Raw genomic sequence first — 26,984 nt, forward strand, 5'->3', positions numbered from 1 at the left:
TTGTTGTTTAGACATTTTTTTGTAAGCATAAGGTAACACTAGGTAATCAAAACGTAACCAGAGTGATCATTTTTTAATAAAGCGTGTCTCAAGATGAAACTTCTAAAAATGAATTTGATCTTTATATTCATCAATGATCGATAACCATGCACGAGTTGCAGGATTCATCACTACGGTTGAATTCCATGCCATATTTAAGTTCCACCGCAAACTGGGTTGTTCCACTAAACTGACACTGAATTTAGAGCGATCTAACTGCTCACAATAAATTTGCGGCAATAAAGCAATACCGACACCTGACTCGACCATTTTGGCAATAAAGTCCCACTGGCTACTTTTGCATAATACTTTGGGTTCAAAGCCAGCCGCCATTGCAGCATCTAGAATCACATGGTTTAAAGTAAAGGTGTCTGCATACAGTAAAAATGACTCTTCTTTAAGTTCAGCGAATTGCACCACACCGCGCTTTCTCCACTGTGAATCGTAGTTGGAAAGCAAACACAACGGTGAATCGATAATTTGAATGCCTTGAATGCTGGGTTTTAACTCGCCCAATAAAATCCCAACGTCAATTTTTTTGGCCAAAATGGCTTCTTCAATTCCTGTTGCACCGACTTCTAAAAAGTTCAATTCAATGTTGGGATACAATTTGTGAAATTTAACGATTAAGGAACTCAGCAGTACTGAACCTAAAGGTGGTAAACCCAATCTCAGCACACCTTGTTTCAACCCACGAATTTGATCTGCTGCTTCTAAGATCTGTTGCTCCTGGTGCAAAATCTGCACAGCATGTAAATAGACTTGTTCTCCCATATAGGTCAGTTTGACTTCTCGCTTTCGCCCTGCTTCACCTTTATGAAATAGAGGCAGCCCTATCTCGTCTTCTAACTGTTTTAAAGATTTACTAATAGTGGGTTGAGTAACAGATAGTTCCTCCGCAGCAAGACTAAAACTGTGACTTTTCACCAGCTGCACAAATATTTTTAGCGCTTTAAAATCCAAAATTATTCCAATTAAGCATAATTATTATTTTATTATTCATAATTACACGATCAGGTCAAACTTAAAATAACACCAACAACTTATACCCTGTGGTCTTCCAATGCGTCCGTTCAAATTGCCTTATCGTTCTACTCTTCAAGTAGCTTTGCTGATTGGGATTTGGTATCTCGGAACGCTGATACAAGTCGCCCTGTCTTTACCGATATCAGGTGGGGTCGTGGGTCTAACGCTTTTACTTATTTCTCTGTTAGCGGGTGTATTTAAGCTGGACTGGATTAAGTCAGGTTCGGATTTGCTTTTAGCTGAACTGTTGTTGTTTTTTATCCCCTGTATTATTGGCTTAATCAAATATAAACATCTTTTTCTCACCCAAGGTTGGCAACTGGTTTTATCTATTGTCCTTGGGACCATTTGCGTGATGACCTGCACTGCTTACTGTGTTTTCTTGGGCTTTAAGCTTGAGGCCAAGTTTCAAAAAAAGCCGAAGCAATCACATCAGCTGAAAAGTCACATTTAAGGAACGATCATGCATATTCACTTCGTTGCCTTGATCTGTTTTATCGGAACTATATTGGCCTATCTTTGGGGTAAAAAGTTTTATCAGAAACACCCGTATGTATTGCTCTCACCAGCGGTTTTTATTCCCTGTCTGATTATTTTATGTCTGGTGTTTTTCAACATTCAGTATGACAACTATATGTATTACAGCAAATGGTTAGTCTGGATGTTAGGTCCTGCAACGGTCGCATTTGCCATCCCGATCTATGAATATCGCAAAGTCATTCAGCAGCATGCTTTTTCGATTGCTTTAGGGATTATCGTGGGTATGCTGGTTGGCGTAGTCAGCTCTTTTTACTTGGCACGGTTGTTCCATTTCGATGCCGCAACCAGTTATAGTTTGATGAGCCGCTCTATCTCTACCCCTTTTGCCATGGAAGTCACTCAAGCCGTCGGAGGCTCAGTCGAGCTGGTGATTTTATTCACTGTGATTACGGGGATCGTTGGTGGACTCTTGGCCAACACCGTATTACTTGTTCTAAAATTGGATTCTAAATTTGCTCAAGGTGCATCCTTGGGTAGTGCCGCACATGGTTTTGGTACCAGTACTGCGTTCAAACGTCATAAAGAAGAAGGTGTCGCGGCCTGCCTCAGTATGGTTTTGGCCGGTATTTTCATGGTGCTGTTTGGCCCAAGTTTAATTCACGCTGTCGTTTATCTTCTTGGTTAAACATTCTCGATAAAGAATCTCATACCACACTACTGAGATCCTTGTTGGTTTGTATGTGTTTAAAGCTGAAGTACAACATCAGCGCCATCATCAATACCAATAAAAAATAATAGGGTAAATGTTGATTCCACTGATATAAGCCTGTACTTAGTAAAGGTGCAAAAACGAAACTCAGTGCTTGCGTAGCCGTGCATAAACTGGCAATTTTAGTTTGTAGCGTGGTTGGTGCGGTTTGAGCTGCCCCCGTGGTAAAAGCTGGAATTAAACAAGCCACGGCAATACCATAAAAAACATAAGCTGCTTGGAAAGTCCAAATCTGACCAGCACTCAGTGAAAGTAATAAACCTAAAACCATCGTCACAAGACCGACCCAAAGCAATTGTTTAATTGACCATTTAAAACATTTTGAAATCATCAATTGCATCAAAACGAGCGCTATCCCCACAATCAATGAACACTGAGAAAAATACATTGCACTCTGATAGGTATCGAAATGGAATCGATCTTGGATATAAAAACCAGCGGTTAAATTCAGGGTGACAATAGCGACATATAAGCTAAAGCCCAGCAATAACCAAATCCCTAATTTTGACCATTGCAGCTTTTCTGTCGGGTAATCTTGTAATTTAGCTGTGGTATCCTCCCGTTCTTGTGTCTGTGATGCTTGCTTCCCATGAAAGCCTAGTACAATCCAAGCCGCCATAGCTGTTAAAATAGCCACTGCACCCCATAACGGTGTCAACATACTCCATGTCAGCAATAATGTCGTCGCTAAAGGACCTATCACCACGCCTAAACTGTTCAGCGCGCCAAACTTCGCCATATTCTGGCTACGTTCCTGTTCACTGTGAAAAGCCGTCATGACATAACTTTGCAGCGCAATTTGTGGCATCGCCATAAAAAAGCCAGTACTGGCACGGGTCAATATCAGTAAGCTAAACAAAGCAGCAAATGAAATGGCATAACTCAGTCCATAGCTGAGTACCGCCGCAAATAAGCCCCAAGTGATTGCCATACCGATAAAACCGATACTTAACAATTGATAAATGCTGAATTTTTGAGTTTGTTTAGAAATATAAATAGCTGAGATGGCCATCACCAAAGCACCAACCGAAACCAACGCTCCACCTTGCAGTTCCGTCAGCCCCAGTTGCCGAATAAACGGTGCCAGTAAAGGTAAAATCATTGAAAAACAGGCACCATTGGCAAGGCTGCCTGCAATAAAGATTTTGTTATTGCTATTCATTTTATTATTTAAACCATTTCTTAAAGCGAGATTACAAAGCAAAGAGGTAGCTGAAAGCTACCTCTTCTAGTTGTGCAATTAGTATTTTAATGTGTAGCTCAAACCATAGGTTCGACCTTGAGCAGGTAAGCTTGAAATGGCGCCATAGGTTGGTGCGACAGCCTGACTAAATACAGTTTTATAGTCTGCATTCCATACGTTATACACACCAAAACCCACAGTACCAGGACCTGCTTTGGCATTGGCTATAACGTCCATTGTTGCGAAACCTTTGATTTCAGCAGGAAGCGTTGAACCATACTTTACCGCATCTTTTTTGGCTTTATCTGTACCACCGATAGCAAGAGATTGAACGCGCAGGCTCATATCGTTGTTAAACTGCCACTCAGAAAATGCCGTGCCTTTCAGTGGTGCAACACGAATTGCGTCTAGCTCTTGCCACTTTCCTGCGGTATTTTTAAACTGTCCGCGGGTATAAGCCATGGTTCCACCCACTGTCCAATTCGGTTGTAGTCGATAGGATATATTTCCTTCAACCCCATAAACGCGCTCGTCCGTATCAATTACTTCAATGTTGTAGTTTGGAATACCGTTGAACTTAACCACCTTGTCTGAATCATTATAGAAAGCTGTTAGCCCCAAATTCGAACCTGATTCACCTTGCAAACGCCAACCCAACTCATAGTTATTGACTTTAATTGGATCAATAGTTTGACTATTCACAGTAAAACTTGCGGGTACATCACGAAGCATACGTTGAATGTCTGGTAGACTTGAGCCCTGAGAAAAGTTTGCGAAAACTTGTTGAGCATCCGTCAAATGATATACAGCACCAAGATTAAATAATGTTGCATCATGTTTGATCGTACCACCATTTAAAGCAACTGGTGTATATGTTGGAATAGCATCTGCAACCATCGCTTCACTGTAAGGAATCGAGTCCTGAACTTCACTATCAATACGCTCATGACGAATGCCAGCTTGTAGATTTAAGTGATCCGTAACATCGAATTGTGTTTGTAAGAAAAGACCAAATTTCGACGTATCAACATCTGGACCAAAGGCATATTCATTTTGTGGATCGAGTGTCAAACCATTACTCGCCATAAAGGTTCCAAGATTATATTGTTGTGCAGTCTGAGAACCTTGCTCAAAATCATAATCCATACCATAAGTTAGGTTCAGACTACGGCTACCCAGATCAAAGGCTTTTTGTAAAGCAAGTCGAGCGCCCCATACATCAATATCAGTTTCAGATTGCGTTACGATATATGTACCACCACTTGGAATTGCAGAATGTGCTAAATAATTTGCACTTGGATAAAAACGCCCTGTTTCTGAACGATAATAAGCTTCCGCATTTAATATCTGCCCTAACACATCTTGATGCTCATATTGCAGATTAAAGTTCGAACGTTTGGTTCTTGGCTGAGTATCGAGATCTAAACCTTTTACAGCATTTAAAGTCGGCTCCGCACCAAACAGGACGGCTAAGCCTGTACCATAATCAGGACCATACTCACTATCTTGCTCATCATTATAATATTGCGCACCAAAGCTTAGCTTTTGATTGTCAGTAAATTGCCAACTTAGACGACCATTCACATCGACAGTTTCTGTATCTTGACGATCCGTCTGGGCAACCTCAGGTCCAATACGATCACCGTGACTATCTTGAAATTCGCCACGTTTGTTATAACTCGCACCCAAATAACCACTTACATTACCTTGATTAAAGGCAACCGATTGGAATGCTTCATATGCCATAGCATCGCTACGGATATTATCACCCGACGTCACACCGAGTTTAGATTCAAAGCTCAGTGCATCATCACTACCTTTTTTGGTAATGATATTGATAATACCGCCTGTCGCACCTGCACCATAGATACTACTGGCACCTGATACCACTTCGATACGTTCAATCGAATTTGGGCTGATGCTATTCAACTGACGTGAGCTATCACGAGAACCTGTCTGAGGTACTCCGTCAATCATGTATTGCACTGCACGACCACGCATGGTCATCCCATAGTTACTGGTTGTACCTGAACTTGGTGTCAATGAAGGAATTAAAAAGCCAATAATGTCAGCAGTTGAACGACCTGCATTGGCCTGTTTTTCAATTTCAGCTTGATCAATGCTATAAACGGTGCCCGCAATGTCCGCAATACTCTTTGCAGAGCGGGTTGCTGTCACCACAATCGGTGCGAGTTGTGTGGTTTCTTTTTGTTGGGCCTCAACACTGCTCGTTTGGCTCGCTGAATTTGTTACAACGTTATCTTGAGCATATAACTGTGTACATACAGCCAGTGTTAAACAAGTCAACTGCATAGGTAACATAAAACGGTTCATTTCTTTTTCCTTTTATTAAATTTCTCGATTCAACAGTTTTTGTTGAGTTTTTTGATAACGTGCAATGATGTATTGGCTCAGTAGTACACTGACTACAGATGAAACCGCCAACACCACATAAAAATTGCCATAGCCAAGTGCTTTGGCTAAAAAGCCCGATGCGGCTCCCCCGATGAAATAAACCAACAGTTCAAAACACACCAAGATGGTGAAGTCGGTGCCTGCCTGTTCTTTGGAACTGCTTTGCATGAAATAGGCATATAGCGAAGTCATCGCGACATAACGAATCGCAAGCATGACAATGACAAATCCCCCCAAGAGCAAATGCCACTGGTTTAACCAACCCAAAATAATGGCTACACCAATCACCCCATACAATGCTGTTCGACACCACCCCGCCCAAATGAGCAACTGTGTAGCCTGAATTTTTTTCAATAAAAATGCAGCACTCACAGCAGCAAGCAACCCCACACTTGCGCCAATCACAGACATCAACACCCCAATTTGGGCAAGCGTCCATTTTTGGTCAATCAGCATTGGATTGAGCATCGCCATTGCTGGTGCTTCCACCACGCGATAACACAGGATCAGGGCCAAGGCAGATAAAATTTCAGGACGTTTGAAAGCACGGGCTAAGCTTGGCGCTTGTTTGGCAATATTTGTCTGTTCGTTTGTATTTTCTTGAATATAAAAAACAGCAAACATTGTTAAAGCGGTCATGAGCGCTAAACATACCAATGCACTTTCCCAGCCATAGTACTGGTATAGCCACAGTGTCGCTGCGCCCCCCAACATACTCCCCAAAGCCACCCCTATACTCTGAGCCATACTACCTAGGCGGTAGTCAGATGCTGAAAAGGTTTCTACGGTATAACCATCAATGGCAATGTCTTGAGTCGCCGCAAAGCTTGAAATCCACAAGCCAATCACAACAAACACCACCAGCCCATAAGAGAACTGGGTAAATGCCAAGGCCAATACCCCAAGTACTAGGGCTATTTGTGTAAAGAGCAGCCATGTTTTTCGTTTACCTAAATTTTTGATATAGAGTCGGTCAATGAGTGGTGCCCATAAAAACTTAAACGCCCATGGAATATAAAGCAGCGACAGCATTCCAATCCAACGTAAGTCTACCCCCTGATGTCGCAAAATAGCAGGCAATGCCACATTGTAAAAATACAAAGGCAAGGCATGTGCCAGATATAAAACAATGACAACGGCTAAGCTCAAAGCTGAGATTTGGCGTGTTGCTTTTTGTGTATTTAGGTTTTGCATATCCACCTCTGCACTGCCCATTGCAGTGCATCAGAATGATCAAGTGTGACGTAGTAAGGCACCCGCCATGCAGCATGCAGCGAAGGTGTATTCAGTCGTTGTTGGTCGGTTGGGTCTTGTGCAATTCGAACCAGACCCAAGCAGTATTGAAAAAAAAGTTGTTTATACTTTTTGTACCAAACCGCTTGCAGTTGACGGTATTCCTCAGGAAATTCCGTACCGATATCGGTTTGCATGACCAAAACAAAGTGCTGTTTTTTTAAGAAAAAACGTTCGACTTGGCTAAGCCATTGTTCAAATTCGTCGACAGTAACATGCGCTGAAAAGCGCATGTCCATGATTTGTATATGTTCTGAGCTATAGCTCATGTAAGTTCCTCAGTCCTATTGAGTGGGTTATGGTTTTGCATAAATGCATTTGAATCAGTTAAATACCCTCCAAATTTTTCATAGAATTTTTGTTTAAAGCAGTAATACAACATGGCCGTTTTTTCAGGCATCGGGATCAAGCGCTGCGCCTCATAGCACATTTCTTCGACTACTGCGGCATAGGGTTTAACGGTGTGGTCAGGCTCCCCGACAATTTTGTCGGAAGGTGCATTTTCAAAAATATAAAAACCTAATAGCCGCATCACTGGACGCAAGTAGCCTTTACCGAAAGCCGACTTTTCACCAAACAATAAATGCCAACCGAGTTCTAAATCATCACCATCGTAATAACGTCCTAGACGGTCACGCTTGCCTTCATAGATTTCGGTATAGCCCACATCCTGTCCATCCACCCCAACGATCAACAAACGGTGATGGTCATCGGCCAGCATTTTTTCAAAATACACCGCGAGATCAATTTCAGACTTATTCAACTGCCACTGTGGAATAACATGAGGCTCATGCATCCATTTATGTAACAGTGCTAAGTCCTGCGGATACTGTACTTGGCGCAAGTAAAATTGCGTCTCATTCTCATAGTATTCGTAGAAATTGGGAAGTTGCTGTGAAAGTGTTTTCATGTAGAAGCCTGCTAATTTTTGAATGTTTTATGATGCGATACGCTTTGTGGTTGTATCGTCAGTTGATTTAGATACCTGCTCTGACCATCGTTTTAAGGTTTCAGGGCTGACAGGATTGGCAATTGGATCTAAAAATACAGGGACAGGACGTTCTGCTTCATCGTTATAACTGGTGGTAAATAGACGCACTCGGTTTAAACAAATTTTTTCAAATTCGGCTCTAAACATGGCAAATTTTTCAATGCGTTCTGCCAACTCTGGATGCGCCTGATGGAAAGTATCAATGACCAATGAAATGGTTTGCCAAAATTCAACTTCGCTATGCTCAGGGTAGTCTTGTAAAAATACATTACAGATATAACGGTAATGCACCATAAACAGCCCAGTGAAAATAAAATGACTGAGTTCATGCGCAGGATGACGCAGTAAAATTTGCCCTTCGATAGGTAAACTGGCTAATTCTGGGAAGTCTTCATCAACCAAATTGATATCATCAATAAAGTCTTTCAGCACCATTTTCTGCGGTACGCCATTGGCATGAATGAGCATGGTATTTTCCCCATGTGGAGAAAAAGCCAAGCCATATTTGTACAAGCAGATTAAGAGTGGAGTAACAGAGACTTCGGCAAAGCGTTTTAACCACTGTAATGGACTCAAACCCGACGCCTGAATCAACACGGCTAATATCGACTGTCCGTTGATGTCTCGATGTAATAAAGCCGCTTGAGAAAGTGCCTGTTCACCTGTTCCAATCACTGGATCTACACTTTCACGCCACAAACACCCAAACAGTTCTTTAAACTGATACGGCGCACCTTCAATCTGATCAAAACAAGGCTGATGAATGGTCAAAGTTGCCACTTCACCTAAGAATGCAACGCCTGACTGTTTCAAGTCTGAATCTTGAGATTGAATCTGCTTTAACCAAGCTGTGACGGCTGGAGCTGCTAAGTTTCGTTTAGACGGCAACCCACGATACACCGCAGTATTGAAGATACTGACAGGCAATTTGACATAATGACGCTCAGGCTGACTGATATTGCAAAGTGTGCGAATCGACTGCATAGGTACATAGTCATCTTGCCCAACGCCTAGTTCAATAATGCGCTGATCCACGATTTCATTGGCATAAGTTGGCACTAACCATTGATGCCACTGCCATGCATGTACTGGAATAAGGAAATAGTCACGACAAGAGCAGCCTCTTTCATGTAACTGTTGTTCAAAGCTATCTAACTCTTCTGCATCCAACTCATATTGATAAAGAGTCCCCGCTTGCCACTCCTCGGTAGAACGGAACTCTGCCAAATCACGATGCACCGCAAGCCACAGTACTTTGACTGTTGGCGAAAGTTCAGGAGCGGCACTTAAGTAGTCGTCATAACCAAAACCCATACGACCTTTGCTCATAATCAACCACGGATGACCACGGAGCATACCTTCAATTTCATGATGTGATGCCGTCAATGCTGCTGCACTGCTTAAACGACGTTCATCAAATAAATGCGCCTCAGCTAACCATGTATTGTTCATTTCTTTGATGAGATATGCCTTGGTAAAGGGCTTAACTTCGGTTTGATTTGAAAACGCGCGAATAAAAGTATGTAAGTTCCATGCAGGCAGGTCTTCAACCACGCTCAACTCACGTACTGAACCCTCCTCAATCTGCCAATGTCCCAATAAATAGTTTTGTGCTTTAAAAGTATAGGTTTGATCATCCAACGTCAGCTGGTAACGATTGTTCTTTAAATCGGTCACTTGAATAATTTCTTCATATAAAAATTCAGCAATCGCCATTTCAATTAAGCGCTGTCCTGCCAAACGCCACTGTTTCTGATTCACCTGAAGTTGTGCAAAGCTCATATGATTTTCTCGAATGTATAAGGCTGCATAGAGGGATGTGCCCCTGTTTGTATTTTGCGCTGCTCAATATTTTTTGATTTAGGAATCGATGGTGCTAAAGCAGCTGTTCGTGTAATAGATGTGTCATTCTGCACATACATTTCAGGGTTCTGCTCAGCGTTGAAATGCTGAAAGGTCTCTTCATTACTGTCCAGCTCATACAGCTGATAACCCAGTAGTTGATTGGCGATGGTCGCAGCACGAAAAGCGCCTAAACCTAAATCAGGTGTACCTACGCCATGACTGTGCATTTCTTGGTTTTGCACATAAATTTCACCCATTGCTGTATGCTGCAAGCGATAGTCTTGGCTCACTTTCCAACGCCCCGCTTGATCTGTTGTAATCAAGGGCTTTAAGTATTTTAAAAATGAAAACTCAGGGCTGTAATAACCTGTAGACGCCACTACAAAATCAACATCCATATAAAAACGTTGCTTGGTTACGGTATTTTCAAGGCTCAAGCGAATCTGCTGACTTTCCCGTAACTCAGCATCAAGCAACTGAATTTGTGCATGCAAATGTGTTGCTTGTACAGCAGAGGCAATACTACGATGGTAAAGTTTTTGGTAAATCTCACGTATGGTTTTGGCACTAATGCCTTTGTACAGCAAGCCTTGATCTTTCAACTGCGCTGCTTTTTGTGTTTCTGAAAGTCTATAAAAATGTTGGGTATAGTTCGGACTAAAATGTTCCAATCCCAAAGGTGCATATTCCATCGGGAAAAAGCCATTGGAACGCGTCAGCCAATGCAGCTTAAAGTCAGCCGTTGGTACACAGTCATGTTGATACTGCTGATCAAACAAATCTAAAAAGACTTCAGCAGAAGACTGACCTGAGCCTAAGACTACAACATTGCCTTTGAGCTTGCCTTTTTTATGGATTAAGTACTCTGCTGAATGAATACATTTTTCGGGGACTTGTTGTTGTAACTTACGCAGACATTCAGGCAAATAAGGCTGGTTGCCCGAACCAATCACCAAGTTTCGACACAAGTAACGAATAAAACGGCCACCTTGCTCAACCACCACCTCAAAACCTTCGCTTTTGGCATAAATTGCCTTCACCGTCGATTGGTACTGTATATGACCCAGTTGATCCGCCACCCATTGGCAATAATGGTTATATTCACGGCGCGGAATATGAGGCTGCTCAAGGAAGTAGAACTTATATAAGCGCCGCTGTGATTTTAGGTAATTCAAAAAACTTAACGGACTGGTCGGATCCACCATCGACACCAAATCCGCCATGAATGGAACTTGTAAGACCGTATTGGGAAGTTGCATACCTGCATGCCAGTCGAACTGCGCTTTTTTTTCAAAAAACAAATAGTGCAGTTCAGTCTTTTCATGTAACAAACTGGCTAGGCTTAAGTTAAATGGCCCAAGGCCAATCGCAATAAAATCAAGCATAGAGAGCATCCTCTTGTTTGATATAGAGCGGATTGGCTAACTGAATATAGACAGACTGATTTTCAACGGGTGCAATCAATTCATCTAGTTCATGTAAACGGGTCAGTAAGTTACCCTTATAAGGCAGCGTCGGTTGATACAACAGACTTTGAATCAAACTACTCTCTGGATATTGCTTCAACAGGTCAAAGAGGTGTTGCTGTAAAACAGACAGTAAATCTTGCTCACTAACAAAACCTGTTGCACCGATGGCATTGATGATGCCAAACAAGGTATTGCCAAAGAAATAATAACTAAAGCGCTCATCGACAAAAGCCTTTGAACCTACCGCATGGGCTTTATCATTCAGTTCTGGAAATTGTTGTAAAATTTCATCTGCGAGTTCTTCGATATAATAAAAACCTTGATTGTCCCGTAGCCATAGCCACTGTGGCCAGCCATCTTTCAATTCAACCAAGACATTTTGCTGATGTGACTCAAAGGCCATACCATAACGATGGTAGACGTACATGAGTGGGCTCAGACTGATGTTTAAAAAGGTCTTGAACCAATCATGAGCGATTTGTGCTTTATCATTTAACTTTTGTTGAGAAGCAATTTGATCAAATAATGCATTAAAACGATTACGTTCTTCTACGGGATGATCCTGACACAATGAAGCAATACACGTGACTTGCTGTTCGGGAGTAAACGGCTGATCACGTACAATACAAATCGTTTCATCGATGATTTCACCATCTAACTGAATAGCAATCCACGCGGGATCATTCACCGCTTTTAGGCTTGGACATTGTTTTAAAATATCTCGACCCAATTCACTGTGCCAAAGCCGATGGGTCATTTCACCGCGGTGACATTCTTTTGCTAAATTGACGCGAATAGAGTTGGTAATCATCACTGAAAGCGAAGGTTTCAGCATCCACGGCGCATTAAAACTCGCCAAAGTACGTACAGAAGTGGTTGGTGAAAATATCCATGCTTTTTCGCCCAAATCGATGATTTTCAGTTTAGCCTTTAAACTTTTAAACCATGCTTTACTTTGTAAATAGCGGGCTTGCCATGGATGCAGTGGTAGCAATTTGTAATGTGCATATGCAGCTAAGGTTTCAAGTTCCGATTCAGACAAATGCCATTTGATTTCTTGTTTAAGTTGCTCTGAAAAAGCCTGCTCAAGCGCTGTTCCTTCCGCAACATATTCAGATGCCACCAGCCAATAATGCAGTTGGGTCTGCCCACAAGCTTCGGGGGAATATTTTTGCCAGTCTTCATGGACAAAACCTGTTCGGCTTTTCGGTGCAGGATGCATGCTATGACCTAAAATCAAAGCCTGTTCAGACGCTATAAAACCTTGCTCAAGTTGTACGAGCGCATCAAAATTCTCTGCCCGAATATTTAAAAACTGTTGTAATGCATCACGACTTTGAATCCAACGCTCAACCAAGGATGCTGCATCAACATGGCCTTCGGATTGTTGCACTAACTCTTCGAGTAGCAAACTGACCATTGCTGCAGCGCTAAAGTTAAGCTTTTGGCCTTTTTGAAAAATTTGCGGTAAAGCCGCAATACGATGTCGCCCAACACGACTGACATAACTTAACGGAACAAAAAGCTGTGCTTGGATTAAACTAAGCGGCAAAGATAACAGCGTCAAACCTTGGCTAAACGCGAGTTGAGTTGAATTTTGTTGATACTTCTCAAACAGGCTTGCCTTGCCTGTTTCTTGTGAGTATGCATTGACAAGATGCTGCATCGCCAAGCGATTGGCTAGCTCTTTCATCTGACCATTTCCTCTTTTTAAAGCTTATTCCAAGCTCATTTCATGTAATTATGTTTCTTAAAGGTGTTCACGTTGGCCAACGCTGCAAAAGCATGTTAATGGTAATTATTATCATTTATCTTTGCAATTTTGTTTACTTTTGAAAATATACGCACTACACCAACATATATTATTGTTTTTTAATACTTTTAAAAATTTAATCAGTTTTTCTGATAAAGCCTATATAAAATTACACCATAGCTTTAAATGATAGTTTATGAATTTATAATTGATTCGAACTATAAAATTTCCCTATATTTCATAAGGAAAAGCCCATTCAGTCACCTGAATGAGCTTTCATTTGTGCTCAAAAGAACTCAAGACTAAATTAATATAGATAAAGCAGCGAAGACGTCACTACTCTTTATTCATCCAGTACATCAGCAAAAGTGGCTGAAAGTACTTTTGCTAAATCCTGCGGTTTTAAACCGATATCTAAGCCGCGCTTCCCCCCACTGACATATAATTTTTCCAACTGTACTGCGCTTTGGTCAATCACGGTTTTTAACCTTTTTTTCTGCCCGACAGGACTAATCCCACCGACCAAATAACCTGTCAGTCGTTCTGCATCTTTAGGGTCGGACATTTTTAGTTTTTTTGCCCCCACTGCCTGTGCAACTTTTTTCAAATTTAACTGATGATGTACAGGAAGAATCGCAACAAAATAGTTTTTTTCATCGGTCACTAAAAGTGTTTTAAACACCTCTTCGACACGTAGATTTAATTTTTCTGCGGCTTCAAGCCCAAAGCTTTTTGCATTGGCATCATGTTCATATTCATGAATAGAAAAATCGATTTTATTGGCTTTTAAAAGTTTGGTTGCAGGTGTCATTTCTGTTCAATATTTTCACTACATATTCGGCATTATATGCCTATTCAAAAAGAAAGTTTAGCGGTACACCTATCATGATCATCGAACTTACAGGCACTCAACGAATCAATGACTGTAAGTTCGATGTCAACTATGTATGCACCTTGTTATCACTGAAATATCACAGTTTAGTCTGCACTTAATCCAAATTTCTTAAAGATTTGAGCACGGCGCTTTGGCAAAATATTGGCTTTGGTCAAATCACCTTCGTAGTGATCAAACACTCGTTGATCCATCATTTTAAACCACAGCTTTGGAATTAACGCTGGAATTAACATGGTGGCATAACCACTCGGTAGCTCAGGGGCTTCATCAAAATGTCTTAAGGCCTGAAATGGGCGGGTTGGATAGGCATGATGATCTGAATGGCGTTGTAACTGGTATAAGAATAAGTTAGTCACAATGTTGTTATTATTCCAGCTGTGTTCAGGCATGGTTCGCGCATAACTTCCATCTTCTTTTTGGCTACGCTTTAAACCATAGTGTTCAATATAATTAATAATTTCAAACAGACTCACGCCATAAAATGCTTGTGTCACCAGATATGGCGTCACTTTTTTACCAAACAATTTAAACATGGTTGCATGAAAACCAGCACTCATCGCCCATCCATGAAACAGTTCATTTTCTTTAGAGAAGAAAGATAGTCCTTTTCGTTTTAGGCGCTTATGTTCAATTTCAACAGCCGACTTCAGCCCACCGAAAACGGTGCGTGGCCAAAACTCATAAAAAGTCTCCCCCATTTTCGATGAAGCAGGATCTTCTGGCGTTGCAGCACGTTTATGATGCCCATAAGGGTGCTCAATGCGGAAATGGTTGTAGACCAACGGCGCTAAAGTCATGTGTGACCAATAATGATCTGATTTTTTAGGACGGTGACACAGCTCATGTGCTGTATTCACTGCTACTCCATTAATTGCCCCCATGGAAACACCCAATAATATTTGGTCGAGCATCGATACATTTTGGCGAGTCACCACATAACCTGCAAACAAATTGGCTGCCATTTGTAGCGGAATGAACAATTTCACAATACGGTCATAGTACGGGTCATTTACCAAGACCTTAATTTCATCATCCGAAGGATTATTTTCATCTGCACCGACCAGACCATCTACCGCAGGAATAATGACATGCAGTAACAGCGGCCCACCCAAAGCGAAGATTTTCTTAGTGGGTTTCGGACCAAAATGATAGCCCGCTAAAATGCCCATGCCAATCACAGGAAGCCCAGGACTCAATAACCAACCAAAACGCTTTTTATCGATCCCTGCTGCATTTTTGACGACCACGCTAGCATTCGTCATTTTCACTGATGCATTCATTACCATTCTTCCAATTTTCTTGTTATGCCTTTATATTTCTAGAAATGGGACATAAAGAACAGTTGCTAACGTCCAAGAAAACAGCGTAATCGTCCTTGGCCTGAAATGACTTAAATTGACCCTAAATCAAATATTAAGCCTAAGATGTAAAGACTAGAAATCGTAAAGTATGGATGCTTTAAGTAAAATTTTTGAAGATATACACCTCAACCAATCTGAGTACCTCTACCTTAAACCGTATGGTGAGTGGGCTTTTCGCTATACCGAACAATCCACCATGATGGCCTATGCGGTACTTCAAGGACAATTCACCATTTGTTTAGATGCTAAACAAATTATTGTTGCTGAAGTCGGAGACTTGATCTTACTCCCTTCAGGGCCAAGTCATGAGTGTCGATCCTCAACCACCGACCAACTATTGGAAGTATTCGATATTTCTGACTTATTTGCCCAAAACCAACACAAAGAAGTCTCTTTTGGGAGTAATGCGACACAACAAAAAACCGTGATCTTGGCCTTACATGCACATATGGACCCTATTATGGCGCGTCCGTTGGTACAGGCCTTACCCGCGTTTATTCACCTTCAACACAAAGATCTCAGCACGGTTCCTGAATGGTTGCAAATTGGGCTGCAGTTTCTCGCTCTAGAAGTCCAACGCATACGCCCGGGTCGTGACAAAATTTTGGATCATTTGGTGAGTATTTTATTGATTGAATGTGTACGTGATTATATTGATGCGCTGCAAGATTCGAACAATTGGCTGAGTGCTTTATCTCATCCTGAACTCTCCAATGCCCTTACAAAAATTCATGCGGAACCTGCACAGCCTTGGACAGTTGAGTCCCTTGCAGAACAGTGTTGTATGTCACGGTCTAAATTTGCCACATTGTTTAGCCAAATTTTAGGCATCAGCCCTTTGGCTTATTTGCAACAACACCGTCTGCGTTTAGCTGCCCAATACCTGCGTAATGGACAAGGTACTATTCAGCAAATTGCACATCGGGTGGGTTATAACTCTGAAACGGCTTTTAGCCAAAGCTTTAAACGACAGTACCAACTGAGCCCAAGCCAATATAGAAATAATCAAAACCCAACTTAAAATGCTCGTCCGTAATGGTTTAATAGCAATCTTCTCTCAGCTTATGTCTTTGTCCGTCGAGATAAATACCCTGAACTTGCAGACAAAGATTAGCATCTTGTGAAAATCACACTATAATATCCCGCATCCTTGCTAGAGATGGCTTCAAACCACTGCTTGTTTGTTCTTTTTCGCTCTAGCCACACTTTTTTAAGTCCAGTTTTCATCCGTGATTCGGCTTATTTTTCAATATTTTATCTCTTATATGTCCATGCTGACATATAAGAAAATTTAGGTGCCAGCATGGAAATCAAGGTTAATTATCTCGATAATCTTCGCCAAGAAGCGAAGTTCGATGATTTTACAGTCATTGCCGATCAACCGATTCGCTACAAAGGTGATGGCTCTGCACCCGGTCCATTTGACTACTTTTTAGCATCTTCTGCGCTTTGCGCGGCTTACTTTGTCAAAGTGTATTGTTTAGCACGTGACATTCCAACTGACAACATTCGTTTGTCACAAAACAACATTGTTGATCCTGAAAACCGCTATAAACAAATCTTCAAAATTCAAGTTGAGCTCCCAGCGGACATTTCAGAAAAAGATCGCCAAGGTATTTTGCGCTCTATCGACCGTTGTACTGTTAAGAAAGTGATTCAAACAGGTCCTGAGTTTATTATTGAAGAAGTGGAAAGCATTGATGCCGATGCACAAGCCCTGCTTATTCCAAGCCTTGCTTCTGAAACTAGCACAATCATTGCGGGTAAAGACCTGCCTTTAGAAGAAACCATTGCCAATATGTCAGGTATTTTGGCTGGTCTAGGCATGAAAATTGAAATCGCTTCTTGGCGTAATATTGTGCCAAATGTGTGGTCTTTACATATTCGTGATGCTCAATCGCCCATGTGTTTTACCAACGGTAAAGGGTCCAGTAAGGAAAGTGCATTAGCTTCTGCGCTGGGTGAGTTCATTGAACGTCTGAACTGTAACTTCTTCTATAACGACCAGTTCTGGGGTGAAGACATTGCCAATGCCGAGTTTGTGCATTATCCAGATGAAAAATGGTTCATGCCAGGTCCAAATGGTGAAATGCCTGAAGGTGTACTGGATGAGTACACCCTTGAAATTTATGACCCTGAAGAAGAACTGTTAGGTACGCATTTATACGACACCAACTCAGGGAAAACTGAACGCGGTATTTGCGCTTTACCTTTTGTTCGCCAGTCTGATGCTGAAGTGGTTTACTTCCCATCGAACTTAATTGAAAACTTATACCTTAGTAACGGGATGAGTGCAGGAAACACCTTAGCTGAAGCACAAGTACAGTGTTTGTCTGAAATTTTTGAGCGTGCGGTAAAACGTGAAATTTTAGAAGGTGAACTGACCCTACCAGATGTACCGCAAGAGGTTTTAGCGAAATACCCAAGTATTTTAGCGGGCATCCAAGGTTTAGAAGAGCAAGGTTTCCCTGTACTGGTGAAAGATGCTTCTCTAGGCGGTCAATACCCTGTGATGTGTGTGACTTTAATGAACCCTCGTACAGGCGGTGTATTCGCCTCTTTCGGTGCACACCCAAGCTTTGAAGTTGCGCTTGAGCGTAGCTTAACTGAGCTACTGCAAGGTCGTAGCTTTGAAGGTCTGAACGACTTACCTTGCCCAACATTTAGCTCAAATGCGGTCACTGAACCCAATAACTTTGTTGAGCACTTCATTGACTCAAGTGGTGTGGTGTCATGGCGTTTCTTTAGTGCCAAATCAAACTATGACTTTGTCGAGTGGGACTTTACCAATCAAGGCCAAAACTCAAATGCAGATGAGGCTGATGCACTGTTCGGTATTTTGGAAAATATGGGCAAAGAAGTCTATATGGCCATTTACCAACATTTAGGTGCAACGGCGTGCCGTATCTTGGTACCGGGTTACTCAGAAATTTACTTGGTTGAAGACTTGGTTTGGGATAACACCAACAAAGCACTGCTTTACCGTGAAGACATCCTCAACTTACACCGTTTAGACAACGAACAACTCGAAGCGCTGGTTGAACGTTTGGAAGAATGTGAGCTAGATGACTATACTGAAATCAAGACTTTGATCGGAATTGAGTTTGATGACAATACCGAATGGGGTCAATTGACTCTGCTTGAACTTAAACTATTGATCTATCTTGCATTAGAGCAGTTTGAGGAAGCGAAAGACTTGGTTGAAGCATTCTTACAATACAACACCAATACCGTTGAACGTGGTCTGTTCTACCAATGCATGAATGTCGTGCTCGAAGTGATGTTAGATGACGACATGGAACTGGAAGAATATGAAGCAAACTTCCGCCGTATGTTCGGTGATGAACGTATGGATGCGGTAATAGGCACAGTTGAAGGTCGTATTCGTTTCTATGGTTTAACAGAAACCAGTATGAAACTTGAAGGTTTGGACCGTCACTTACGTTTAATCGACAGTTATAAAAAGTTACACGCTGCTCGTGCTAAAGCCGTTGGATTAAAACCTTAAAATAAAAAGAAACAACCCAAATACGTTTGGGTTGTTTCTCACTGCACCTATCACGATGTCTTAAAGAGAATTAATCTAAAATATTTAAAATCGCCTCAACAGGATTTTCACTATTACCTGCAAGTAATTGTTTATGCATGGTAATGTGCTGCATAGCCTGAATCTGTGCTGTTTCTATATTCATTAATTTTTCAATTTCAGCCGCCAATTTCTCAGGTGTTGCATCTTTTTGAATTAATTCTTGTATCACTTTCTTGCCCGCAATAATATTCGGCAATGAATAATATTGAATCTTGATCAAGAATTTCACCACATGATAGGTGAGCCAATTCAACTTATAGAAGGTCACCATTGGTCGGTGTAACAGCATAGCTTCCAAAGTTGCTGTACCTGAAGCCAAAGCTACAATATTAGCGGCGTTCATAACTTGACGCCCAATCTTCGACTCGGTGCCTGAGTTTTCAAGTAAGTCAATTTGATCGACCAGTTCTTTTGGATACTGGGCAAGCAAAGCTTCGATTTGTTGCTTACGTGCATCGTTGATAGCCGGTATCACAAAGCGATAGTTTGGATATTTGGCGTAGAGCAATTTTGCAGCATCTAAAACCAGTGGACCGAGCTTTTCAATTTCACCACGTCGACTTCCCGGCAATAAGGCAATATGCTTTTGGGTCAGATCTAAACCCAGTTCTTCTTTGGCTTGTAAAATTGGGTTTTCCAAAGGCAATTGGCTGGCCAAGGGGTGTCCTACAAACGCAGCAGGAACATTCCATTTTTTATAAAATGCTTTTTCAAACGGAAATAAACACAGTACCAAATCAATAGAAGCTTTGATGCCATGAACCCGTCCCTGACGCCATGCCCAAACGGAAGGACTAACATACTGCACGGTTTTTATTGGCAGTTGTTTTTGTTTTAAACTTTTTGAAAGACGCAGATTAAAGTCTGGTGCATCAATCCCAATAAACACATCGACAGGATGGGCTGTCCACTTCTCTACCAGTCCATCACGTACAGCAAAAAGCTTTTTAATGTCTTTAAGAACCTCAACCAACCCCATAACAGACAAAATATCCATCGGATAAAAGCTCTTGAAACCCTCTGCAATCATTTGCGGGCCACCAATACCCTCAAATTCTGCATCAATTCCTTGCTCACGAAAACTGCGAATAAGTTTAGCACCTAAAGTATCACCCGATACTTCACCCACTACGATTCCAATTTTAAGTTTCCGATTTTGCAAAGCATTATTCCTTATTTTTCAACCCATGCATCATAACATAGCGTCTTTTGGGATGGGTATTGATCGGCTCTTTCTATTTATGCTGCAGATAAAAAATGAATGACTTATTTGATACATCTAAAGAACACGAAAAAAGTCGGGTTAATTTCAATTTTCGATCATTTAAATATTGCATAAGATGCCTATTAGAACATAAAATTATTGAGAATCATTATCGTTAATTCATATATACTCTGTTGCTCAACTTACGCTGCCTAATACCAGTATTTTGGCTACGTCGATTGCTTATACGCACAATAGAGATGATTATGTTTTGCTTAAATATTAAATTTAGGTTCAATGCTTAGTGAGTACAACGTAACGTTAAGCCTCCCTTTATGACTTCATTCATGTGATCTTTATGCCCCTAAGTCAGCTTAAATACCCTATAACCGTTATGTTCCGGTTTTTGATCGCATTTGGCTTAGGCTATATATGTACATTCATGTTATCAGAACTGCTTACACTCAGTTTTTACCCTCAATTAGCTAAAGCAGAATCCATTTATTTGGCGGCTTTTCTATCTCTTATTTTCTTTATCATTTTTGTCATTTTGAGCTTTTGTGTTCAATCCCTGAAAAAGTTAAGCGCTTCAACCATTTCGCTTTCCCTTTGCTTTTTTCTATTGCTGAAGTTCGTAGGTTAAACCATGCAAAAATCTGTTCGCCAATCAATGGCATGGCTACACTCTTGGCTTGGACTAACACTGGGATGGTTATTATTTGCCATTTTTTTAACAGGTGCTGCGACCTATTACCGTCATGAAATAAATTTGTGGATGCAACCTCAATTTGCCACCATGCAGGTCAAACAAGACACTGCGATGAACTCGGCATATCAATATTTACAAAAAAATGCCACAGATGCGCAAAGTTGGTATATCGGCGTAGCTAGTCCGAGTTCACCTGTTAATAAAATCTACTGGCAAAAGGCCGATGGTGGCTACGAAAATAAGACTTTGGATGCGAACACAGGTAAAGAAGTCACCTTATCTGCAACTCAAGGCGGTGAGTTTTTCTATGGCTTTCACTATCAGCTGTATGGTGTGCCCTATTTTATCGGTAGGCTTTTAGTCACTATTGCGGCCTTCTTAATGTTGATCATCCTCATTTCAGGCGTCATCACACACAAAAAGATATTCACCGAATTCTTTATCCTTAGAGCCTTCAAGGGTCAACGCTCGTATCTAGACTTTCACAATGTTACCTCTGTCATTGCTTTACCCTTTTTTCTGACCATTACATTCACTGGTTTAGCCATTTTCTTTTATCTCATTCTTCCCAATGGCATGAAGAAACTTTACCCAGAGCAACCGTTCCAATATTTTGATGAAATTAGAAATATTAGCATCAGCTCTGAGGCTAAACCGACACCTGCTACGATGCGACCAATTGAATACTTCATACAACAATCTGAGCAGCGTTGGGGTAAAACAGAAATTGGCAATATTACGGTCAAACACCCCAATACCAATATCGCTCAAGTGAACTTGGTTGAGTCAACTGACCGAAGCATCACGCGAAACCAAGCCCAACTCAGCTTTAACGGCGAATCTGGTGCCCTGCTCGGAGACACTCGAAATAATAGTGCAATCGCCACGCTCAATAATGGAGTCTATGGTTTACATATGGCACACTTTGCGCAGCCTCTATTACGCTTTACGTTATTTTTCTCAGGGCTTTTAGGCTGTGCCATGATTGCGTCTGGGCTTTTACTCTGGAGCTTAAAACGTCAGCTACAAAATAAGAAACAAAGTTTGCACTTTGGACATTATGTAGTTAACCGCCTAAATACGGCTGCCATCATTGGCTTACCGATTGCTATGCTCAGTTATCTTTGTGCAAACCGTTTACTTCAGTTAGAAGCTGGTCAACGCAACTACGAAATTTACGTATTTTTCGGCACTTGGTTACTCAGTTTAGCCATTGGATTGCTCACTCCACAGCAACACCTTTGGAAAACTCAACTGAAGGCCTTCATTTTACTGGCTGTATCTTTGCCTATTTTCAACCTTTATTATTTAATCAGCCACCAATATGTACATGACTTACATGAATATTGGTTATTTTTGCGAGTTGATCTTATGATCATCATCCTTGCGATATTGGCTTTTTTCTTACATCAAAAAATCCAGCCCATTCAACAAAAAGCAGTACAAAAAATTCAGAAAAAATATGCCAACCCTACAGTTCAGGAGCCCAATTCATGATCTACCTGATTGCAGGACTTCTCATCAGTTTCGCGTGCTATGTGTTATTTCTAGTGAGCGATAAGCAGCGTCCAAAAACTCAAAAGTCACGTTGGGCCAAGTGTGCAGAACATTATCAAATCTGCCGATATCTGGCTTTTGGTGTACTGACCGCGACATTAATTTTATTGACTCAATTCACAGGCCGCGGTGTGGGTAGTGTCAGTTTATTTGTATTTGCAACCCCGATACTTTTTATACTGATTTTAAGCATCAATGACTTAAAACCAAAAAAAAACTAAATCTAAATAATCACTTACACTTCAACTCACATGCCTTTATATTTGGTTCATGAGCCAAATATAAAGGTGTATGTAAATATATGAACCAGAGCCATTACAACAGAATTTTAGAGCCTAATCAAAATCATTTAAGTTGAAGCATCGTGATTTTTTAGTTATAACACGCTCAATAATAAACACTTTTAAACCTCTTTTCACGGGACAAACATTACGTTCAGCTTTAGATTGGTTACAACAAGAAATCATCCCCCCCTTTCAACAGCTCTGCAGTTGGTCGAAGCATCATTTTGGCTGGACACTTTTTATTTCCCTCATTTTCAATTTGCTTGTATTTATTTGTTTCCCGAACAGCTGGATCCGCACTCAGATTCAGAGTAAAACCTTTGATGAATTCACCGTTGAAGTCGGTAAAGGACGAATCAGCGCGTTGAAATTTAAACAACAGCATCATTTATGGATCGCAAACTGCACATTGATGGGAGAACCTGTTCAAACACTATGTGACCAGTCATCACATCGTCACCAATTTACGGCAAAGCAGGTCGAGGTTTACTATTTAGAGCGTATTTTTTGGAATCTAAAAAACACCAAAAAGGAGGTGTTTATTCAACAGATCACATTAGTTGATCCACCTCAGCAGCAATTAGATATGACCTATGGCTCGACCGCAGCGAATTTTGAGCAATGGAAAAAGCATCAGCTAGCCCCTCTTTATGTTCTACGAACACTCATAAGTCTCAATCTATGGTGGTTGCTGACAATTGTAGGCTTAAAAATAAAAGCACGTATACAGCTCAAACAATAACTCCTATATCTCTTTTTAGAATAAGTAAATCAACAATCAAGACAACGACTTATATAAAAACGTCATAAGATATGCACGTTTTTTGATATTTTGGCATATAACAATGTTTGGTCCACTCGAATTTATTCTCGCAGGTGTTTTAGTCGGTTTTTGTGTGGGAATTACTGGTGTAGGTGGTGGTTCATTAATGACGCCGATCCTCATCAGCCTTTTCAGAATTGAACCTCACATTGCCATTGGTACAGACTTGCTCTATGCCGCAATTTCAAAATTTTGTGGTTCATTTGTACATGCCAAAAAACTAAATATTGTGTGGCCGATTGTGCTTTGGCTTGCAATTGGTAGTATTCCTGCTTCCTTTGCAACGCACTGGGTACTCGACAACTATTTGAGCCAGTCTACCCACTACAAAGCCGTGCTCACCATAGTTTTAGGCTTCATGTTGACCATTACAGGTTTATCAATTGTCTTCCGTAATCAAATTGAAAAATTTTTCAACAAATTACGTAAAGATGAACTCCCAGACATGACCGAAGACTTAGAAAAAGTTCAACTTCAAACCAGCAATAAACGTAAGTACATTGTGATGATGGGTGTAATTCTTGGGGTCTTCGTGACACTATCATCAGTCGGTGCTGGTGCTTTTGGAATCATGGCTTTGGTCATTATGTTCCCCAACCTACCAATGATTCGTATTATTGGTTCTGACGTTGTGCATGCGGTACTACTTACTTTCGTTGCAGGTATGGGTCACATGACTTCAGGCAACGTGGACTTCCACCTCCTTATGTGGTTATTGGTCGGTTCAATTCCAGCAATTATTATTGGAACACTGATTAGTTCACGCCTTCCTGAAAAAATCATCCGTAAAGTGTTGGGTATTACTCTGTTTGCGCTGGGTGTCAACTTCATGTTGAATCCGATCAAAGTCAAACCAGTGAAGCCAGCTGAAACCGCTCAAGTCATTCAAATTTCAACAGTTAAGAATGCCTCAGTGTAGGCATTCTGATTTAAAATAAACCTAAGATTCATCACTTTTTTTTCAAAGATTCATTCGACTTTTTTATAACCTTTTATCAGCTAAACCGTGTTATATTCAGCTTATAAAGCAACTTAATACGATCGAACCAGTGACGGCAATGAATACTCTACAGTCAAACTCTATTACCCAAAACGACATCGATGACGTGAATTTACAAAGCATTCATCCGCTAGTTACCCCAGCGGAATTAAAAACTGAATTGCCTCTCACTGAGTCTGCATATCAAACTGTACTTCACGGTCGTGAAACAATTCGCAATATTTTAGATGGTAAAGACAAACGCATTTTTGTGGTGATTGGCCCATGTTCAATTCATGATCCTGTCGCTGCTCACGAATACGCAGACCGTTTAAAAGTTTTAAGCGATAAAATTAAAGACTCAATCTATGTCGTAATGCGTGTTTATTTTGAAAAACCACGTACCACTGTGGGTTGGAAAGGTCTCATTAATGACCCAGACATGAATGACTCATTTAACATTGAAAAAGGGTTACGAATTGGTCGTAAGCTTCTGGTTGAGTTAAATGAAAAAGGTTTACCGTGTGCAACTGAGGCACTTGATCCAAACTCACCACAATACTATCAAGATTTAATCTCTTGGTCAGCGATTGGTGCACGTACCACTGAAAGCCAAACACACCGTGAAATGTCTTCAGGTTTATCTTCACCTGTAGGTTTCAAAAATGGTACAGACGGTGGTTTAACTGTTGCAACGAATGCAATGCAGTCTGTTAAACATGGACACCACTTCTTAGGCCTAAACAACCAAGGACAAGTTTCTGTAATTCGTACTTCAGGTAACCCATACGCACACGTAGTGCTTCGTGGCGGTAACGGCAAGCCAAACTACGACGCAGGTTCTGTAGCAGATGCTGAAGCAGCATTGGCTAAAGCTAAAGTCAGTACGAAAATCATGATTGACACCAGTCATGCAAACTCAAACAAAGACCCATTCCTCCAACCGCTTGTTCTGAAAAATATTACAGAACAAATCCTTGATGGTAATAAGTCTATTATTGGCATTATGGTTGAAAGTCACCTTAAAGGTGGACGTCAAGAAATTCCTGAAAACTTATGCGACCTCGAATATGGTAAGTCTGTAACCGATGGTTGTATTGACTGGGATACCACAGAAAAGGTATTACTAGAGATGCACGAAGCACTTAAAGACGTTTTACCAAACCGATAAGTTTAAAAAACGCCATCTTCGGATGGCGTTTTTCATTCTATGATTAAGAAAAAATTATGAACGCTATTGAAACTCACTTAAGCCAAACCCTGAATTTTCAATTCATCCACGAGCATTTACTGACTTCTGGACAACCAACTGCAGAACAGTTAAAGCAAATTAAAGAGTATGGTGTAAATACTGTGATCAATCTTGCGCTCAGTAATGCCAGTAATCATTTGCCCAGTGAAGATCAAATTTGCTTAGATTTAGGGCTGAACTATATACATGTACCTATTTCGTCGGACATGCCTTCTGATGATCAATGTTTATTGATCTTAGATATGATTGATCATTTAGTTCAAGAACAAACCATTTGGGTACACTGTTCGAAGAACTACAGCGTCAGCAGTTTAATGTATTTATATCGTCAGTATTATATGAATATGGATATGCCGACAGCCCATGAGGCCATGCATCAAATTTGGGAACCCAATGACACATGGACAGGTTTAGCACATGCTGTTGCTTTACAACTTCAAGGCCGTAAAGCAACACAAGAGTTAAAACTTGCGATGATCAACCCTGATCATTTTGCATGAGAAATCAACACTGTTGCAGTAGATAAAATACCTTCTTGACGACCCGTGAAACCGAGTTTCTCTGTGGTCGTTGCTTTGATACTAATCTGCGTAACTTCGACATCAAGAAGGTCTGCAATACTTTGACGCATTGCCAGATTATGCGGCGCTAACTTCGGACGTTCACATGCTACGGTAATATCAGCATTATTTAATTGATAGCCACGGTCTAAAATAAGCTGATAGACATGTTTAAGCAATACACGACTGTCTGCTCCCTTAAAACGAGGGTCTGTATCTGGAAAGTGTTGACCAATATCCCCCAAAGCCAACGCACCCAATAATGCATCTGTTAAAGCATGCAAAACAACATCACCATCTGAATGTGCTTTCAAACCGTGTGTATGTGGAATCTGAATCCCAGCCAACGTGACAAACTCACCCTCTTCAAAAGCATGTACATCCAGCCCCTGTCCAATTCGAATATGTGCAACCATGCTCAGTTTCCTTTAAGAAATAAATGATTGAAATCTTGTATTCACGCTTTCTCTTTCGCTATAGTTACAAGCAGCGCAACATAGTGAAAGTA

23 protein-coding genes are annotated in these 26,984 nt (G+C 41.0%); 10 read left to right on the forward strand and 13 right to left on the reverse strand.

Annotated features, from left to right (window positions below; genetic code table 11):
• Positions 1-102 precede the first annotated feature (102 nt).
• Complete coding sequence (locus MN200_RS08830; protein ID WP_242759193.1) at positions 103-1,002, reverse strand: LysR substrate-binding domain-containing protein; 900 nt, start codon at positions 1,000-1,002, stop codon at positions 103-105.
• A 100-nt stretch (positions 1,003-1,102) separates the two neighbouring features.
• On the opposite strand from MN200_RS08830, the gene MN200_RS08835 reads away from it, so the two are divergent.
• Positions 1,103-1,519, forward strand: coding sequence for a CidA/LrgA family protein (locus tag MN200_RS08835; protein WP_236769453.1), 417 nt, complete (start codon positions 1,103-1,105; stop codon positions 1,517-1,519).
• A 9-nt stretch (positions 1,520-1,528) separates the two neighbouring features.
• Complete coding sequence (locus tag MN200_RS08840) at positions 1,529-2,230, forward strand: LrgB family protein (protein ID WP_242759195.1); 702 nt, start codon at positions 1,529-1,531, stop codon at positions 2,228-2,230.
• A 19-nt stretch (positions 2,231-2,249) separates the two neighbouring features.
• On the opposite strand, the gene MN200_RS08845 is transcribed toward MN200_RS08840, so the two are convergent.
• The 10 genes from MN200_RS08845 to MN200_RS08890 form a co-directional block, all read right to left on the reverse strand.
• Positions 2,250-3,476, reverse strand: coding sequence for an MFS transporter (locus MN200_RS08845; protein ID WP_242759196.1), 1,227 nt, complete (start codon positions 3,474-3,476; stop codon positions 2,250-2,252).
• Positions 3,477-3,554: 78 nt separating this feature from the next.
• Positions 3,555-5,831 (reverse strand): TonB-dependent receptor, encoded by a 2,277-nt coding sequence (locus tag MN200_RS08850; RefSeq protein ID WP_242759197.1) that lies wholly within the window; start codon positions 5,829-5,831, stop codon positions 3,555-3,557.
• Between the two features lie 15 nt (positions 5,832-5,846).
• A complete protein-coding gene (locus MN200_RS08855; RefSeq protein WP_058869527.1) occupies positions 5,847-7,106 on the reverse strand; it encodes an MFS transporter in 1,260 nt (419 codons plus the stop codon).
• Positions 7,094-7,474 carry a hypothetical protein gene (locus MN200_RS08860; RefSeq protein ID WP_058869526.1) on the reverse strand — a complete coding sequence of 127 codons (381 nt, stop codon included), beginning with the start codon at positions 7,472-7,474 and terminating at the stop codon, positions 7,094-7,096. Before MN200_RS08860 ends, MN200_RS08855 begins: the two co-directional genes overlap by 13 nt.
• A complete protein-coding gene (locus tag MN200_RS08865) occupies positions 7,471-8,115 on the reverse strand; it encodes a GNAT family N-acetyltransferase (RefSeq protein ID WP_242759198.1) in 645 nt (214 codons plus the stop codon). Before MN200_RS08865 ends, MN200_RS08860 begins: the two co-directional genes overlap by 4 nt.
• A 27-nt stretch (positions 8,116-8,142) precedes the next feature.
• Positions 8,143-9,978 carry an IucA/IucC family protein gene (locus MN200_RS08870; protein WP_242759199.1) on the reverse strand — a complete coding sequence of 612 codons (1,836 nt, stop codon included), beginning with the start codon at positions 9,976-9,978 and terminating at the stop codon, positions 8,143-8,145.
• Positions 9,975-11,426 carry a SidA/IucD/PvdA family monooxygenase gene (locus MN200_RS08875; RefSeq protein WP_242759200.1) on the reverse strand — a complete coding sequence of 484 codons (1,452 nt, stop codon included), beginning with the start codon at positions 11,424-11,426 and terminating at the stop codon, positions 9,975-9,977. Before MN200_RS08875 ends, MN200_RS08870 begins: the two co-directional genes overlap by 4 nt.
• Entirely contained in the window at positions 11,419-13,203 is a 1,785-nt protein-coding gene (locus MN200_RS08880; protein ID WP_242759201.1) for an IucA/IucC family protein, read from the reverse strand. The genes MN200_RS08875 and MN200_RS08880 overlap by 8 nt, the downstream gene beginning before the upstream one ends.
• Positions 13,204-13,606: 403 nt before the next feature.
• Positions 13,607-14,074 carry a Cys-tRNA(Pro) deacylase gene (gene ybaK / locus MN200_RS08885; RefSeq protein WP_005399552.1) on the reverse strand — a complete coding sequence of 156 codons (468 nt, stop codon included), beginning with the start codon at positions 14,072-14,074 and terminating at the stop codon, positions 13,607-13,609.
• A 167-nt stretch (positions 14,075-14,241) separates the two neighbouring features.
• Entirely contained in the window at positions 14,242-15,438 is a 1,197-nt protein-coding gene (locus MN200_RS08890; protein ID WP_058869521.1) for an alkane 1-monooxygenase, read from the reverse strand.
• 169 nt (positions 15,439-15,607) lie between these two features.
• Here MN200_RS08890 and MN200_RS08895 point away from each other — a divergent pair, with 169 nt between their 5' ends.
• The gene (locus MN200_RS08895) at positions 15,608-16,540 is read left to right on the forward strand and encodes an AraC family transcriptional regulator (RefSeq protein ID WP_058869520.1); all 933 of its coding nucleotides are present in this window, start codon (positions 15,608-15,610) and stop codon (positions 16,538-16,540) included.
• A gap of 282 nt (positions 16,541-16,822) precedes the next feature.
• Positions 16,823-19,027 carry an OsmC domain/YcaO domain-containing protein gene (locus tag MN200_RS08900; RefSeq protein ID WP_058869519.1) on the forward strand — a complete coding sequence of 735 codons (2,205 nt, stop codon included), beginning with the start codon at positions 16,823-16,825 and terminating at the stop codon, positions 19,025-19,027.
• Positions 19,028-19,097: 70 nt separating this feature from the next.
• Here MN200_RS08900 and lpxB read toward each other — a convergent pair whose 3' ends face one another.
• A complete protein-coding gene (lpxB, locus tag MN200_RS08905; protein ID WP_058869518.1) occupies positions 19,098-20,270 on the reverse strand; it encodes a lipid-A-disaccharide synthase in 1,173 nt (390 codons plus the stop codon).
• A 688-nt stretch (positions 20,271-20,958) separates the two neighbouring features.
• Between lpxB and MN200_RS08910 the strand changes: the two genes are divergently transcribed.
• The 6 genes from MN200_RS08910 (at position 20,959) to MN200_RS08935 (ending at position 26,416) form a co-directional block, all read left to right on the forward strand.
• Positions 20,959-22,518, forward strand: a complete 1,560-nt coding sequence (locus MN200_RS08910) for a PepSY-associated TM helix domain-containing protein (protein WP_058869517.1) — start codon at positions 20,959-20,961, stop codon at positions 22,516-22,518.
• Positions 22,515-22,799: a hypothetical protein gene (locus tag MN200_RS08915; protein WP_058869516.1), complete on the forward strand. Its 285-nt coding sequence runs from the start codon at positions 22,515-22,517 to the stop codon at positions 22,797-22,799. The genes MN200_RS08910 and MN200_RS08915 overlap by 4 nt, the downstream gene beginning before the upstream one ends.
• Positions 22,800-23,121: 322 nt before the next feature.
• A complete protein-coding gene (locus MN200_RS08920) occupies positions 23,122-23,604 on the forward strand; it encodes a hypothetical protein (RefSeq protein ID WP_227509207.1) in 483 nt (160 codons plus the stop codon).
• Between the two features lie 103 nt (positions 23,605-23,707).
• Positions 23,708-24,604, forward strand: a complete 897-nt coding sequence (locus MN200_RS08925; RefSeq protein ID WP_058869515.1) for a sulfite exporter TauE/SafE family protein — start codon at positions 23,708-23,710, stop codon at positions 24,602-24,604.
• Between the two features lie 139 nt (positions 24,605-24,743).
• Positions 24,744-25,835, forward strand: a complete 1,092-nt coding sequence (locus tag MN200_RS08930) for a 3-deoxy-7-phosphoheptulonate synthase (protein WP_242759202.1) — start codon at positions 24,744-24,746, stop codon at positions 25,833-25,835.
• Between the two features lie 56 nt (positions 25,836-25,891).
• Complete coding sequence (locus MN200_RS08935; protein ID WP_086209253.1) at positions 25,892-26,416, forward strand: protein tyrosine phosphatase family protein; 525 nt, start codon at positions 25,892-25,894, stop codon at positions 26,414-26,416.
• Here MN200_RS08935 and ispF read toward each other — a convergent pair.
• Positions 26,404-26,892, reverse strand: a complete 489-nt coding sequence (gene ispF, locus MN200_RS08940) for a 2-C-methyl-D-erythritol 2,4-cyclodiphosphate synthase (RefSeq protein WP_086209254.1) — start codon at positions 26,890-26,892, stop codon at positions 26,404-26,406. The genes MN200_RS08935 and ispF overlap by 13 nt on opposite strands.
• Positions 26,893-26,984: the final 92 nt, after the last annotated feature.

The sequence above is a fragment of the Acinetobacter sp. LUNF3 genome (genome assembly GCF_022699605.1).
GTDB classification, from domain to species: domain Bacteria; phylum Pseudomonadota; class Gammaproteobacteria; order Pseudomonadales; family Moraxellaceae; genus Acinetobacter; species Acinetobacter johnsonii.